At 60.9% G+C, this 13489-nt stretch carries 20 protein-coding genes and 1 pseudogene; 10 read left to right on the top strand and 11 right to left on the bottom strand.

Annotated elements, in window-relative coordinates:
* Positions 1 to 91: 91 nt before the first annotated feature.
* Positions 92 to 481, top strand: a pseudogene (locus VGP39_RS15680) (hypothetical protein); the annotation flags it as partial.
* Between the two features lie 52 nt (positions 482 to 533).
* Entirely contained in the window at positions 534 to 749 is a 216-nt protein-coding gene (locus VGP39_RS28180) for a hypothetical protein (protein ID WP_414644686.1), read from the top strand.
* Positions 750 to 787: 38 nt separating this feature from the next.
* Here the strand turns inward: VGP39_RS28180 and VGP39_RS15675 are convergent, their stop codons facing one another.
* Complete coding sequence (locus VGP39_RS15675; protein ID WP_327569018.1) at positions 788 to 1054, bottom strand: DUF2277 domain-containing protein; 267 nt, start codon at positions 1052 to 1054, stop codon at positions 788 to 790.
* Between the two features lie 151 nt (positions 1055 to 1205).
* Here VGP39_RS15675 and VGP39_RS15670 point away from each other — a divergent pair, with 151 nt between their 5' ends.
* Positions 1206 to 1451, top strand: a complete 246-nt coding sequence (locus VGP39_RS15670; protein WP_327569017.1) for a DUF2188 domain-containing protein — start codon at positions 1206 to 1208, stop codon at positions 1449 to 1451.
* Between the two features lie 24 nt (positions 1452 to 1475).
* Here VGP39_RS15670 and VGP39_RS15665 read toward each other — a convergent pair whose 3' ends face one another.
* Positions 1476 to 1727: a hypothetical protein gene (locus VGP39_RS15665; protein WP_327569016.1), complete on the bottom strand. Its 252-nt coding sequence runs from the start codon at positions 1725 to 1727 to the stop codon at positions 1476 to 1478.
* A gap of 30 nt (positions 1728 to 1757) precedes the next feature.
* On the bottom strand, positions 1758 to 3143 hold the full coding sequence (locus VGP39_RS15660; protein WP_327569015.1) for a S8 family serine peptidase: 1386 nt from the start codon (positions 3141 to 3143) through the stop codon (positions 1758 to 1760).
* Between the two features lie 153 nt (positions 3144 to 3296).
* On the opposite strand from VGP39_RS15660, the gene VGP39_RS15655 reads away from it, so the two are divergent.
* From VGP39_RS15655 to VGP39_RS15645, 3 genes are all read left to right on the top strand, one after another.
* Positions 3297 to 4358, top strand: a complete 1062-nt coding sequence (locus VGP39_RS15655) for an alpha/beta fold hydrolase (protein WP_327569014.1) — start codon at positions 3297 to 3299, stop codon at positions 4356 to 4358.
* A gap of 285 nt (positions 4359 to 4643) precedes the next feature.
* Positions 4644 to 5249, top strand: a complete 606-nt coding sequence (locus tag VGP39_RS15650; protein WP_327569013.1) for a pyridoxamine 5'-phosphate oxidase family protein — start codon at positions 4644 to 4646, stop codon at positions 5247 to 5249.
* A 259-nt stretch (positions 5250 to 5508) separates the two neighbouring features.
* The gene (locus VGP39_RS15645) at positions 5509 to 6066 is read left to right on the top strand and encodes a hypothetical protein (protein ID WP_327569012.1); all 558 of its coding nucleotides are present in this window, start codon (positions 5509 to 5511) and stop codon (positions 6064 to 6066) included.
* A gap of 20 nt (positions 6067 to 6086) precedes the next feature.
* On the opposite strand, the gene bfr is transcribed toward VGP39_RS15645, so the two are convergent.
* The gene (bfr, locus tag VGP39_RS15640) at positions 6087 to 6581 is read right to left on the bottom strand and encodes a bacterioferritin (protein WP_327569011.1); all 495 of its coding nucleotides are present in this window, start codon (positions 6579 to 6581) and stop codon (positions 6087 to 6089) included.
* Between the two features lie 130 nt (positions 6582 to 6711).
* Positions 6712 to 6975: a (2Fe-2S)-binding protein gene (locus VGP39_RS15635; protein ID WP_327569010.1), complete on the bottom strand. Its 264-nt coding sequence runs from the start codon at positions 6973 to 6975 to the stop codon at positions 6712 to 6714.
* A 424-nt stretch (positions 6976 to 7399) separates the two neighbouring features.
* Here VGP39_RS15635 and VGP39_RS15630 point away from each other — a divergent pair, with 424 nt between their 5' ends.
* Both VGP39_RS15630 and VGP39_RS15625 read left to right on the top strand, forming a co-directional pair.
* Positions 7400 to 7693 (top strand): hypothetical protein, encoded by a 294-nt coding sequence (locus VGP39_RS15630; RefSeq protein WP_327569009.1) that lies wholly within the window; start codon positions 7400 to 7402, stop codon positions 7691 to 7693.
* A gap of 221 nt (positions 7694 to 7914) precedes the next feature.
* Positions 7915 to 8193 (top strand): hypothetical protein, encoded by a 279-nt coding sequence (locus VGP39_RS15625; RefSeq protein ID WP_327569008.1) that lies wholly within the window; start codon positions 7915 to 7917, stop codon positions 8191 to 8193.
* A gap of 86 nt (positions 8194 to 8279) precedes the next feature.
* On the opposite strand, the gene VGP39_RS15620 is transcribed toward VGP39_RS15625, so the two are convergent.
* The 4 genes from VGP39_RS15620 to VGP39_RS15605 are packed head-to-tail and all read right to left on the bottom strand — an operon-like array spanning position 8280 to position 10639.
* Positions 8280 to 9482, bottom strand: coding sequence for a lytic murein transglycosylase (locus tag VGP39_RS15620; RefSeq protein ID WP_414644683.1), 1203 nt, complete (start codon positions 9480 to 9482; stop codon positions 8280 to 8282).
* A 44-nt stretch (positions 9483 to 9526) separates the two neighbouring features.
* Positions 9527 to 9727 carry a hypothetical protein gene (locus tag VGP39_RS15615; RefSeq protein WP_327569007.1) on the bottom strand — a complete coding sequence of 67 codons (201 nt, stop codon included), beginning with the start codon at positions 9725 to 9727 and terminating at the stop codon, positions 9527 to 9529.
* A 12-nt stretch (positions 9728 to 9739) separates the two neighbouring features.
* Positions 9740 to 10036, bottom strand: coding sequence for a hypothetical protein (locus tag VGP39_RS15610; RefSeq protein ID WP_327569006.1), 297 nt, complete (start codon positions 10034 to 10036; stop codon positions 9740 to 9742).
* A gap of 36 nt (positions 10037 to 10072) precedes the next feature.
* A complete protein-coding gene (locus tag VGP39_RS15605) occupies positions 10073 to 10639 on the bottom strand; it encodes a TIGR00645 family protein (RefSeq protein ID WP_327569005.1) in 567 nt (188 codons plus the stop codon).
* Positions 10640 to 10832: 193 nt separating this feature from the next.
* On the opposite strand from VGP39_RS15605, the gene VGP39_RS15600 reads away from it, so the two are divergent.
* Entirely contained in the window at positions 10833 to 11135 is a 303-nt protein-coding gene (locus VGP39_RS15600; RefSeq protein WP_327569004.1) for a BrnT family toxin, read from the top strand.
* Complete coding sequence (locus VGP39_RS15595; RefSeq protein WP_327569003.1) at positions 11119 to 11379, top strand: BrnA antitoxin family protein; 261 nt, start codon at positions 11119 to 11121, stop codon at positions 11377 to 11379. Before VGP39_RS15600 ends, VGP39_RS15595 begins: the two co-directional genes overlap by 17 nt.
* A 163-nt stretch (positions 11380 to 11542) precedes the next feature.
* Here VGP39_RS15595 and VGP39_RS15590 read toward each other — a convergent pair whose 3' ends face one another.
* Together VGP39_RS15590 and ettA are read right to left on the bottom strand one after the other, a co-directional pair.
* The gene (locus tag VGP39_RS15590; protein WP_327569002.1) at positions 11543 to 11764 is read right to left on the bottom strand and encodes a hypothetical protein; all 222 of its coding nucleotides are present in this window, start codon (positions 11762 to 11764) and stop codon (positions 11543 to 11545) included.
* Between the two features lie 64 nt (positions 11765 to 11828).
* The gene (gene ettA / locus VGP39_RS15585) at positions 11829 to 13481 is read right to left on the bottom strand and encodes an energy-dependent translational throttle protein EttA (RefSeq protein WP_327569019.1); all 1653 of its coding nucleotides are present in this window, start codon (positions 13479 to 13481) and stop codon (positions 11829 to 11831) included.
* Positions 13482 to 13489: the final 8 nt, after the last annotated feature.

Below are 13489 nucleotides of genomic sequence, written 5' to 3'. Positions count from 1 at the left end.
CACGCGCCAGAGCGCGTTCGCGAATATCTTCCGAATAGGGTCGCGTCATCCATGCTGGCCCCCTGTTCCCAGCATGAAGTTTGAATCAGAAATCCGCTCCAATTGGAATCCCGATTCTGGTAAAAAACAACATGCTCTAGGACGGCCGGGAGCGCAAAGCCCCCGCGGACAGCCGGGCGAACCGGGACGTCCAGGTCCACAAGGTCATCCGGGTCGGCCGGGGCCCGAAGGTCCGCGCGGCAAGCCCGGTCCACAGGACGAGGCCGGCCAACCCGGCAACGCGGGGCCGCCGGGCAAGCGTGGTTCTGACGGCAAGCCTGGTCCGGACGGCAAGGCGGGCGGCGAAGCCGGTCCGCATGGCGAGCAAGGGCCGCGCGGCGAGACAGGAGCTCCCGGTCAACTGCCGTCGACCGAGCAGATCATGCCGTGGCTGCGCCTCATCTTCGAAGCGTGGGAGGACTACAAGGGACGGGCGCACGAACTTTACTGTTTTCTTTTACGGGTCGGGATTTGTCGATCCGAACGTAAACTACATCCTCCAGGAAGTGCTCACTCGCTCCCGCGGAAAAGCCCGCCCGCATTACGCGCTGATGCCGGACCAGGGGCCCGTGATGCGCGATTTCTGGCTAAAGAATTACAACCTTCGCGTAATTTCCTATCCACTGTGGCAGGGTTCTCACGTGGTAGCGAAGGAATTTCTCGAAAAGTTGGCCGGGATGTGTACGCCGACAGGGACCTCGGATCCCTGACCGGACGAAACGACCGCAGTTCGGCAGCCGACACACATTCACCCAAACCTCGCTTTGCTCCGCTCCCTTGCCTTCTCCGCCTCGGTCTCGCGGTCGCGCGCGGGCGCGTGGGTCTGCAGCGAGGCCAGCAGCCGCCGCGCGGAATCGGAGACTTCGGAGACCGCCCTGTTGAATGCTTCGGCGTTCGCCTGCGAGGGTGAATTGAATCCCGAAAGCTTGCGCACGAATTGCAGCGCCGAGGCATGGATTTCAGTAGGCGTCGCGGGCGGCTCGAAGTTAAACAGCGTCTTGATGTTGCGGCACATCGTTGTCTCCTTTATTCACGTAACCCTTGGTCCGCACCGGCAGCCTCATATCGAGAACGATCCGCCAACCTAAAATCCGACATCGCGGCGCATTTTGGCATAGAATGGACGTCGCGTTCACCCCGTCGCCGCCGAACCAGCGAGTTCCCCGATGGCCCATGTCACCTACAAAATCGTCCAGCATGATGGCGGCTGGGCCTATACCGTCGACGGCGTATTCTCGGAACCATTCCCGACCCACGCCGCCGCGCTTGCGGCTGCAAAGCACGCGGCCGCCGAGCAGCGCGTGCCGGGGCGCACTGAAACCATCGAATATGAAACCGCTGACGGCAAGTGGCACACTGAAACCGCCGCCGGCAGTGACCGCCCAGAAACCGACATCGAAGACACGGCATGAGCAGAGCAACACCGCGCATCCCGATTATGTCTTCAGACTACGCTCCGGCGCAGCCTCGACATACTCGATCTGGCGACCGTAGCGGAGCAATGCCGCGCGCAACGCCTTGATATCCTTGGCGCTGGCTTTCGCAACGGTGAAAATCGATGCCAGCTTCGGTCGCGTCTGACCGGGATACAGCCTGCGCGCGCCGAACCCCGCGCGCCCGAGCGCCTCAATGATTTCGAGCCGCCTGTCGTCGTCCACGGCATCGCTGAACTTGAACTGCACCGACATTCTATCCAACTGGCAGTTCGCGCCGGCTTTTCAAGATCGTTTGGGGTTCTTCCCCGCATTCTTCAGTGCCGCTTCTATGTCGAGCAGACCGGCCCCATATTGCGGCGTGAACTTTTTTTTCCTCATGCCGGGCAACTTCCTTGCCGTCGATGTCAGACGCTCGATCACCGCGTCCCCGGAGGCCTTCGACTTGCCCCGGTTCGCATACAGTAGCGCAGCCGCGCCCGCCACATGGGGGGTGGCCATCGAGGTTCCATCCCATGAGTCGTAGTTGGTTCTGTCTGCATCCGCCGCCTTCACCCGCGGCACGGTGGACAGGATGTTGACGCCGGGCGCGACCAGCCCGATGTGAGCGCCGGTATTGGAGAATGAGGCGTGCTTGCCGAATTCGTCGACCGCACCGACGCCCAGCGGTCCGGGATAACCGGCAGGATATTCCTTCGGATTGCCTTCCTCGAATTCATTGCCCATCGCGGCCGCGACCACCACGCCGGCCTCTCTCAATTCCTCGAACACGGCGGCCTCGGCCTTGCTGCGGTCGGTGCCGCCGATGCTCATATTGATCACCTTGATATCGGAGTCCAGCGCGGCTGCCAGAGCCATGCTGTAGAAATGGAAATTGAAGTTTTGCAGCTTGCGCACCGGCGTCGGGTCGTTGAAGACTTTCCAGCAATGCAGCCGGCAGTTGGCGATCCCCGCAATCCCTATCGTATTGTCGACCACCGCAGCAATCGTTCCGCCGACATGCGAGCCATGGCCGAGAAAATCGCGCGCGCCGTTGCCGTCGTGACGGTATTCCTCAATCGCATCCTTCAGATCGGGATGACCTTCGTCGATCCCGCTGTCGATTACGGCAACATGGACCTCGGCGGCGTCCGGATGGGTGCCGTTGAACCATCTGATGGCGCGCAGTCCCCATTGCCGGTTGATTTTCGGATCGGCGTCACACAACCAGCGATTTGGCACCGGCTCGACAAGATCGACGGCTTTCGAGGCGCGCAATCGCTTCAACAGAGCGGGAGTTATTTTCTTGTCCTTCAGGTCAACGAGCTGATATCCGGTCAACGTTTCTCGGGGCGAATGGGTGGCCGATCGGGCAAGTGCGCCGTGAATGACCGCCCGCGCCATTACGGCCGATGCCGGAGCCTGCGGGCGCGTGCCGGTGACGAACAACGGCTTCACCGAGCTTAGTCCGGCTTGATCGCGGAGCAGATCAAGCGGGCCGGCGACTTCTTCCGGCATGGCCCTCGCGACGAGGCGCGCGGACGCTGACCGTGCCACGGGATTTGCCGCCATCTGCCTGACTGCGCCCGGCTTGAAGCGGATGATCAGTTGCCCCGGAACGTGGGTGCTCTGGGTGGACTTGTGCAGCCGGTGTGGCGGAGCTCCGGCCGACGCAACCTGTCGTTGGACCATGATCTATCTCCCAGTGCCAAAACAATAATTCCCTGTATAGGCGAAAAATCTTTCGGATACGACGAAAGCAAGCCCCTCGGCGCACGCTTTGGGGCGTGATAGCTTAGGTTGAAGTGGCCCGGCAAGGTGGTCGCAGTTCGGGGAGAACCGTCCATGAATCTGTTACGCGCGACAATCACCGCGGGCTTTGCACTTCTTTCCTCTGCCGCATTCGCCGCCGACTATCCGGCACCGAAGCAAGGCGACTGGATCGCCAAGGATTTCAAATTCCACACCGGCGAAGTGATGCCGGAACTGCGTCTGCACTACACCACAGTCGGCGAGCCGACCGGACAGCCGGTGCTGGTGCTGCACGGCTCCGGCGGCTCGGCGGCGAGCATGCTGACACCGGCGTTTGCCGGCGAGCTATTCGGCGCCGGCCAGCCGCTCGACGCGGCGAAATACTACATCATTATCCCCGACGGGATCGGCCACGGCAAATCCTCAAAGCCGTCCGACGGCATGAAGACCGCGTTCCCGAAATACAATTACGAGGACATGGTCGACGCGCACTATCGGCTGCTCAAGGAAGGCCTCGGCATCGCGCATCTGCGGCTCGTCATCGGCAATTCCATGGGCGGCATGCATACCTGGATCTGGGGCGGGAAATACCCTGATTACATGGACGCGCTGGTGCCGATGGCCTCGCAGCCGACCGAGATGGCGGCACGCAACTGGATGCTGCGGCGGATGATGCTGGAGACCATCCGCAATGATCCGGATTACAACGCCGGCAACTACACCGCGCAGCCGCGCATGATGAAATACGCCATCAGCGCCTACGGCATCGCCACCGGCGGCGGCACCCTCGCCTGGCAAATGCTGGCGCCGACCGCGGCAAAGGCCGACAAGCTGGTCGACGACCGGCTGGCGCTGGCGATCACCGCGGATGCCAACGACTTCATCTACCAGTGGGAAGCCTCGCGCGACTACAATCCGGGCCCCGGGCTGGAAAAGATCGAAGCCACGCTGCTCGCGGTCAATGCCGCCGACGACGAACGCAATCCGCCGGAAACCGGCGTCACCGACGCCGCGATGAAGCGCATCAAGAACGGCCGGCTCTATCTGATCCCGGCGAGCACCGAGACCCGCGGACATCTCACCACCGGCGGCGCAAAACTCTACAAGCAGCAACTGCAGGATCTGCTGCAGACCGCGCCGCAAAAAACGATGTAGCAAAAGGCAACACCGCCATAGGAGCGGTTGGCTTTTGCAAAAGAGCGGCTCATCTGCACGGCGTGATCTTCAGCACACGATCTATATCTTTTTGCGGAGGGGCCCCTTTCGGTCAGTTGAACGCTGTTCGTAGGGTGGGCAAAGCGAAGCGTGCCCACCCTCACAAGCGTTGTGGGCACGGCGCGCAGAGCGCCTTTGCCCACCCTACGAATATCGATGCGGCTTACCTTTCGGAACACCTCACATAGTGATACGTCTTTGGTTGCCAGCCCTTCGGAGATTCCATTGACCGACCTTGCCGCCAGCGACCTTCCGACAATTTATCCGGCGCCCTCGCCGCGCGTGATCGCAAAAGCGCGGCCCGAGATCGACGCGCACGCGACAAAATTCATCGCCATGTCGCCGTTCTGCGTGCTCGCCACCTCCGGCCCCGATGGCAGCGTCGATGCGTCGCCGCGCGGCGGCAATCCCGGCTTCGTCCATGTGGTGTCGCCAACGCAGCTCGCGATGCCCGATCGCTCCGGCAACAACCGGATCGACAGCTTCAGGAACATCCTCGAGGGCAGCGGCCAGCTGCAGCTGATTTTCTTCGTGCCGGGGATCGACGAGACGCTGCGCGTCGGCGGCACCGGCAAATTGTCGGCGGAGCCGGATCTGCTGGGCTCGATGGAAGAATTCGGCAAGTCCCCGCGCGCGGTGCTGAGCATCGCGGTTCGCGAAGCGTATTTTCACTGCGGCAAGGCGTTGATGCGTTCAAAACTGTGGTCGCCCGAAACCAGGGTGGAGCGCGCGGCGCTGCCCAGCATCAGCCAGATGATTTACGACCAAACCAAATTGGGCGAGCCCGAGCCGCAGGCCGAAGTCGAGGCGCGTTACAAGACGCAGCTGTAGGCGCTCGTCGCTCCCGAGTCGCAGTTCCGATTCAACCGTCATTGCGGGCCATCGGGTCGGCGCAGAGCGCCACCCGATGACAGGCTCCGCGAAGCAATCCAGCGGCAAGGTAAGACTGGATTGCTTCGTCGCTGCGCTCCTCGCAACGACGGCTACTCCGTGCTCGCATTCCGCGCATCGCTTCGCTCTTCCACTTTTCCAACGTCTTGTTCTCTCCGCTCACGGGTTGCAAAATATCACGGGCTTGGAGAGAGGCATCGTGCGTAGGGTGTCATTCGTTGCGATAGCGTTGTTGCTGGGTGGCTGCAACACAAGCGACCCTTACGTACGCTCGGCCGGCCAGGTCCCTTCCGGCAACTGGCGCGTCGACCGTCAGATCGATCGCATCACCGGCAGGACGGTATCTAGCGCGCAGTTGCTGACCCGCAACGCCTCGCATTCGGGGATCGATTTTGCGCAGCCAGCAGGGATGCAGCTAACATGCTTCGAGGGGCATGCGATCGTGCGGATTTCCTTCGACTTCAAGATCGGCTCCGACCAGAACACGATTCTCGGATATCGCTTCGACGACAAACCCGGCCGCGACAACGTCGCGTCGCGCGTTCTGCCAGGCTCTCAGCACATCGTCATCGAGGAAAAGGCCGCAGTGGCGCAATTCATCGACGACCTCGCGGGATCGAGCGTGTTGTACATCAGGATTCGTTCGCTCAATGCCGCACGCACGACCGCCGAATTTCGTCTCGACGGATCGGCGGCCGCGGTACAGGCGGCCTTTGCGGATTGTCCGGTGACAGCTCTGCAGAAGCGCACGTCGTGAGCCGCGCTTGCGGACCGACGTTACTTCGGTTCGAACTCGCTCTCCAGCCCGCCGACGTGCTTCTGGGTGTAGAGATCGAGGCCGATGCGCTCGATCAGATGCAATTGCGTCTCGAGGAAGTCGATGTGGTGCTCCTCGTCCTTCATCAGGCTCTCGAACAGGTCGCGCGAAACATAGTCCTTGACGCTGTGGCACCAGGTTGCGCCTTCCTCGTAAAGCGCACGGGCGCCCAGTTCGGCGGCAAGGTCGCACTCGATGATTTCCTTGACGTTCTGGCCGATCCGCAGCGGATCCAGCACCTGCATGTTGGGGAAGCCGTCCAGGAACAGGATGCGGTCGGTGAAGCGGTCGGCGTGGTGCATCTCCTCGATGGATTCCTTCCGCCAGGTCTTGGCCATTTCCAAGAGGCCCCAGTGGTTCAGCAGCCGAAAATGCAGCCAATACTGGTTGATGGCGGTGAGCTCGCTGCGCAGGCCCTTGTTGAGATATTCGATGACCTTCGGGTCGCCCTGCATCGGTGCACTCCGGCTATTGAGGTCCGTACAGTCGGCCTCTCCTAATTTAGAACGTTTCTAAATCAGATCGGCGGCGAGAGCAACCCCTCACCGCCCAAACCGACAGCAATCAAGCCGTACACCGGAGATTTCAGGACGCGGCGAGTGCAAACTCGGGATCAACATCCGGTCCCGCGCGGCCCGCGCCGTGCGGGCATCCCGAGCAGCACGCCTTGGCGCAGGCCCCCAGCGCCTCGTCCATGATCTTTTTGATGGTGCGCGCGCATCGACCGCACTGGGCGCTGCAGCCGAGACATCCATAAATCTGCCCCGGCGTGCGCGGCGGCGTCTGTGCGACAGTCACGGCGTTGCGTATGTCGTGGTCGGTGAAGACGTTGCAGGAACAGACGATCATGGGACCAAGGAAGGCTCGCTGGACAGGTTCATCATTGGATATTTAAGACCGAGACGAGATGCAAAAGAAAAAACCATCATTTCAAGTGATTCCAAATAGCGTTAAGCGGCCTCGCGGAATGGAATGAATCTAAAGAAGTGCCGGTGGAACAAGGCTCGAACGATTTCGCCCGCACAGTTTTCCGGTGGTGAAACGCGGTTAATCGCGCCGCCTCGATCCGCCGTTGTGATTTCTCAACCAACTCACAGGAATGGCCCGGTCCGTTCGATTGAATGAAGGCCTGGTGCATTGCAACAAGGCGCCGGCGGCCGGCAATTCAGCCGGTCCAGGGAGCCCTGTTCATTGAACATTCAAGCAAAATATGAAACTTTGTGCCCGACAGGCTGTATTTGCTGTCTCGAGTTTCAGGGAAAGAGGTAAAGCCATGAAGAGAACATTGATGGCCATCGCGGCCGCCGCCACCTTGGCTATTTCGACCTTGGCCGCGCCTGCTCCGGCGCATGCGCAGCGCGGCGTGGCTGCGGGCGTCGCCGCCGGACTGCTCGGCGGCGCGATCGTCGGCGGCGCGATCGCATCGCAGAACGGTTACTATGGCCCCGGTTACTACGGCGGGCCGGCCTATGTCGCCGGTCCCGGTTATGGCGGCTGCTACTGGCAGCGTCAGCGGTTCTGGGACGGCTACGGCTGGCGGGTGCGCCGCGTCCAGGTCTGCGACTGATCCGACTCTTTGATCATGCAACGTTCCGGAAGCACCCGTTTCCGGAACGTTTTTCGCGATTCGGCCCGAAAAAACCGTTTTTTACGCCGAGGGATGGCTAACGTTTACTTCAAGTTGACGGTTGTGCGCTTTCTGGCGAGACAGTCAGTTTCGAATACGGCGTGAGTAGACCTTAACCCGGCGCTGCAATCCAACGCGCCATCTCCAGGAGAGACCAAAAAATGAAGAAGACATTTTCTGCCTTCCTCGCGGTCGCGACGATTGCCGGCGCGCTGGCTACGACGCCGGCGAGCGCCCAGCGCGGCGTAGCCGCAGGCGTGGCGGCGGGCCTGATCGGCGGCGCGATCGTTGGCGGCGCCATCGCTTCCAGCCGTCCGGCCTATGCCGCTCCGGCCCCGGTCTATGTCGAAGAGGGTCCGGCGTGCCGCATGGTTCGTCAGCGCGTCTGGGACGACTATCGCGGCGCGTGGACCTATCGCCGCGTCGAAGTCTGCAACTGATCGGCTCTGAGCCCCGCGGGACTTTTTCGCGCAATTGAATTCCGAAACCCGGCCGCTTCGGCCGGGTTTCGCGTTTTCGACGTCGATTACTTCGCCTTGCTCATCGATTGCAGCACCGCTTCGCTCGGCCAGCAATCGACCTTGAGCCCGGCCGATTTCTGGTACGCACCCAACGCCGCGCGCGTCTTCATGCCGGCCTTGCCATCCAGCTTGTCCCCATAGAGTCCGATGCGGGTCAGATGGCGCTGCATCGCCTCCACGTTGGCGGTACGCAGTTGCGTCGAAGCCGACCACGGCGTCGCGAAAGACTGCGGGCTTATCATGCGGTCGCTGAGATGGCCGACGAACAGTACGTACAAATCCGAGAAGTTGTACTCCTTGATCACGAAGTAATTCTTCGTGGTCAGAAATGCCGGACCGTAAATGCCCTCCGGCTGCAGCAGCGAAGCCGGCTGCGCCTGCTCCGCCGCGCTCAATTTTTGTCCACGCACCGGCACGAATCCGGCGCGCAACCAGTCGCCGATCGGCCTCGTCACTTCCGGTACGCCTTGCGTGCAGTCGACATTGGCCGGCGCGCGTACCTCATAGGCCCAGCGCAGGCCGGGCTGCCAGCCCTTGTTGACAAGCTGTTGCGCGGCGGAGGCGAGCGCATCCGGCACCGAATTCCAGATGTCGACCCGGCCGTCGCCGTCGAAATCGACGCCATGCTTATAAAGCTCCGACGGCAGAAACTGCGTCAGCCCGGTGGCGCCCGCCCATGACGAGCGCATGTCCTTGCGCGTGACCTTGCCTTCACCGAGGATCTTCAGGGCCAGGATAAACTCGGTACGATACTGCTCCTTGCGCCGGCCGACATAGGCCTGCGTTGCCAGTACGCGCAGCAGATCGTAAGGCAGCGCGTAGCGGCCGTAGTCAGTCTCGCGGCCCCAGATCGCCAGCACGACGGTCGCGGGCACGCCAAACCGCGCTTCGATCGCGTTCAGCGCCGGGCGATGCTTTTGCATCAGACGCTGCCCCTCGACGGCCAGCCGCGCGATGCTTGCTTCCTTCACATAGTCGGCCGGCACCTGCACGAATTCGGCCTGCGACGGCGCGCCGGTCGCAGGGCGTCCGGGTAGCAGCAGGTCCGGCAATTTGTAGTCCGGCTCGAGGCCGCGTGTCGCCGCATCGAACGTCGTCCGCGACAAGCCTTCTTTCTGCGCGTCAGGCCACAACGAGGCGATGAACTGGTTGAAGCCGGCGTCGGCGGCGCGGGCGGGATGCGAGAAAATGATTGCCAGGAGCAACAAACCAAATGCTAAGGCGCGCTGGATGTCCAACAGCAACGGTTCGCTCACGCGTCGGTCAGATCGAGACGCCGCTCGATACGCTCGATGCGAAAATCCATCCGGTCCAGCCGATTCGATATATTAGCATACTGGTTCTCAAGACTGCCGACGCGCTGTTTTATCTCGCGAACATCGTCGCGCACATTATCGATCGCGCCCCGGATATGGCGCAGATACTCCAAGATCATGTTGTCAGGCTCGACCATTGGATGAAGATATCATGAGACCCGATCGCTGTGAACCGCGATCAAGCGTCGGCCAGTTCGAGACGTCTCCACCCGTTCCAATCGGTCGGACATCCGATCAACGCGCTCGGAAAGCTCTGCAACTTTCACGTGAACCTGCGCAAGTTCAACATGAACGTGTGCGACCTCCCGCTCGACCGAGCCGACCCCGTGCTTTATCTCGCGCATGTCGTCGCGTAATCCGTCGACAGCGCCGCGGATGTGACGAAGTTGTTCAATGACAATGTTATCGGGCTCTTCTGACAATTGAGTATCATGAAACACAGTCATCGTGAACGCCGGCGAGACCGCGCGCGGCCATGAAAATCAGTGCTGCGCCGGAGCGGGCGGCTGTCCCAACCGGTCTACGGCCGCGATCCCGATCGCCGAAAGGATGAATATGCAGTGGATGATGGTCTGCCACATCACTCCGGTCTCAGTGTATTTGGTGGCGGCCGTGCCTAGCGCGCCGGCCTCGATGAACGTGCGCAGCAGGTGGATCGACGAGATGCCGATGATCGCCATCGCCAGCTTGATCTTCAGCACGCTGGCGTTGACGTGGCTCAGCCATTCCGGCTGGTCGGGGTGACCCTGAAGATTAAGTCGCGACACAAAGGTCTCATAGCCGCCGACGATCACCATCACCAGCAGGTTCGAGATCATCACCACGTCGATCAGGCCGAGCACCGCCAGCATGATCGCCTGCTCGGTGATCTCGAGGGCTTCCTTGAACAGGTGCCACAGTTCCTTGAGGAACAGGATGACGTAGACGCCCTGCGCGACGATCAGGCCGAGATAGAGCGGAAGCTGCAGCCAGCGCGAGGAGAAGATGAGCAGCGGCAGCGGCCGCAAGCCTGCGAACGGAGGGATGGGCGTTTCTGGCGTCATGGACATGCGAGGGAAGCTCCGGGGGCGGGGACAAGTTCAATTGACAATTGGGTAGTTCGCCCGCTTCTGTCGAGCCGCGCCGCAGCGGCGTTTGGGCGCAGCGGGCTATGGTATGTTTCTGTCCAACGTCAATGGAATTCCTCGCCGTGATATATATTGCAGGAGCCGTCCAAAATATGTATATTATGATCATATACAGATGATCGACTTGTCGCGGATTGCCGGATTCGACTGGGATGACGGCAACAGCCGAAAGAGCGCGGACAAACACGGTGTCGGCCAAGCGGAAGCGGAGCAGGTGTTTCTGAACACACCGCTTTTACTTTTGCACGACCCCCACCACAGCGCGACGGAGCAGCGATTCCACGCTTACGGAAAGACACATGCAGGTCGCCTTTTACAAATCGCCTTCACTTTGAGGCAGGAAGCAGCCCTGTTGAGGGTCATTTCTGTACGCCCCATGAGCGCGAGGGAGCGCACGCGTTATGCCGAAGAAACTTAAACAAGTCCCGAAGTTCGCCAACGAGTCGCAAGAACGTGCCTTTTGGGAGTCGCACGATACCGCTGACTATTTTGACCTGAGCAAGGCGGTGCCTGTGCGCTTTCCAAACCTGAAGCCGTCAACCACAGCCATCTCATTGCGGCTGCCAGTGAGCCTGCTGGAGCAGATTAAGATCGCCGCCAACAAACGTGACGTGCCGTATCAGTCGCTGATCAAGATGTGGCTGGCGGAGAAGGTGGGATAGTCCATCGTCGCGTTTTCTAACGGGTCGATTTCAATTCATCAACAATCGCATTATTGAAGACGCACCGCGTTTCAAACCGTACTATTGCTTCTCAGTATCAAAATTCTGAAGCGATTTATAGTCAGTCAAATTGTTCGCAACCCAACAACTTGGCCAAGCTTACCTACATAGGATGTAGCGATGTTTCTTGCGCCTGAGAAGCTGCCATAACTTCTCCGACTTCTATTTTCTTTTGGCAATCCGTCCACCACGGCATATAAACCTTCCGATTGTTCTCATAAATAATCGGGTCAATAAACAAAGCGGCGATAAATTCGCTTTGTGCCAACGATTCAGGGGCGTGCTTTCTCCAAGGCCACTGCATAACGAGAAGCAGGAAAGTCATAACCGCTGCGATCGTCCAACCAGCAATAGCAACCCCGTTGCCAATAACTTCCCAACCTGAACGGTCACCGCGTCAGCTTCTTGTACTTCACCCGATGCGGGATGATGCTGTCCTGCCCCAGCCTTCGCATCTTGTCTTTCTCGTAGTCCTGGAAATTGCCTTCGAACCATTCGACATGGCTGTCGTCCTCGAAGGCCAGGATGTGCGTGGCGATGCGGTCGAGGAACCAGCGGTCGTGGCTGATGATGACGGCGCAGCCGGCGAAATCCTCCAGCGCCTCCTCCAGCGCGCGCAGCGTATCGACGTCGAGGTCGTTGGTCGGCTCGTCGAGCAGCAGCACGTTGGCGCCGGATTTCAGCATCTTGGCCAGGTGCACGCGGTTGCGCTCGCCGCCCGACAGCGAACCGACCTTCTTCTGCTGGTCGGCGCCCTTGAAATTGAACGACGAGACATAGCCGCGCGAATTCACCTCGCGCTTGCCGAGCAGGATTTGTTCGTTGCCGCCCGAAATCTCCTCCCACACGTTTTTGGAGCCGTCGAGCGTGTCGCGCGACTGATCGACGTAGCCGAGATGCACGGATTCGCCGATGGTGATGCTGCCCTTGTCCGGCGTCTCCTGCTTGGTGATCATCCGGAACAGCGTGGTCTTGCCGGCGCCGTTGGGGCCGATCACGCCGACGATGCCGCCGGGCGGCAGCTTGAAGGTGAGGTCGTCGATCAGCAGCCGGTCGGCAAAGCCTTTGCTCAGGCCCTCGAAGTCGACCACGTTCTGGCCGAGCCGCTCGGCGACCGGGATGGTGATCTGGGCGGTCTGGGTCTGCTTCTCGCTGGCCTGCTTCAGCAGTTCCTCGTAGCGCTGGTAGCGCGCCTTGGACTTGGCCTGTCGCGCTTTCGGCGAAGCCGCGATCCATTGCTGTTCACGCTCTAGCGTGCGCTGGTGCGCGGCTTCCTCGCGGCCTTCCTGCGCGAGGCGCTTCTGCTTCTGCGACAGCCAGGCGGTGTAGTTGCCCTCATAGGGGATGCCCTTGCCGCGATCGAGTTCCAGAATCCACCCCGTCACATTGTCGAGGAAGTAGCGGTCATGGGTGACGATCAGGATGGCGCCGGGATAATTGCGCAAGTGCCCCTCCAGCCATGACACCGACTCGGCATCGAGATGGTTGGTCGGCTCGTCCAGCAGCAACAGATCGGGCTGGTCGAGCAACAGCTTGCACAGCGCGACGCGGCGGCGCTCGCCGCCGGACAGTTTTGTCACGTCGGAATCGTCGGGCGGGCAGCGCAGCGCGTCCATCGCCTGATCGACCTTGCTGTCGAGATCCCACAGGCCCGCGGCCTCGATCTCGTCCTGCAGCTTGGTCATCTCGTCGGCGGTCTCGTCGGAATAGTTCATCGCCAGTTCATTGTAGCGATCGAGGATCGCCTTCTGCTTGGCGACGCCTTCCATGACGTTCTCGCGCACCGTCTTGGCGGGATCGAGCTGCGGTTCCTGTTCGAGGTAGCCGACCCGCGCGCCCTGCGCGACCCACGCCTCACCGTTATATTCCTTGTCGATGCCGGCCATGATCCGCAGCAGGGTGGATTTCCCGGAGCCGTTGACGCCGAGCACGCCGATCTTGGCGTCGGGATAGAACGACAGATGGACGTTATCGAGCACCTTGCGGTTGCCCGGATAGGTCTTGGACAGACCCTGCATGAAATAGACGAACTGGCGCGCCATCGTGTTCC

The sequence above is a fragment of the Bradyrhizobium sp. genome, from assembly GCF_036009065.1.
Classification (GTDB): Bacteria; Pseudomonadota; Alphaproteobacteria; order Rhizobiales; family Xanthobacteraceae; genus Bradyrhizobium.
Note: the sequence above shows the minus strand (reverse complement) of the source record. Positions and strands in the feature narration are given on the sequence as shown.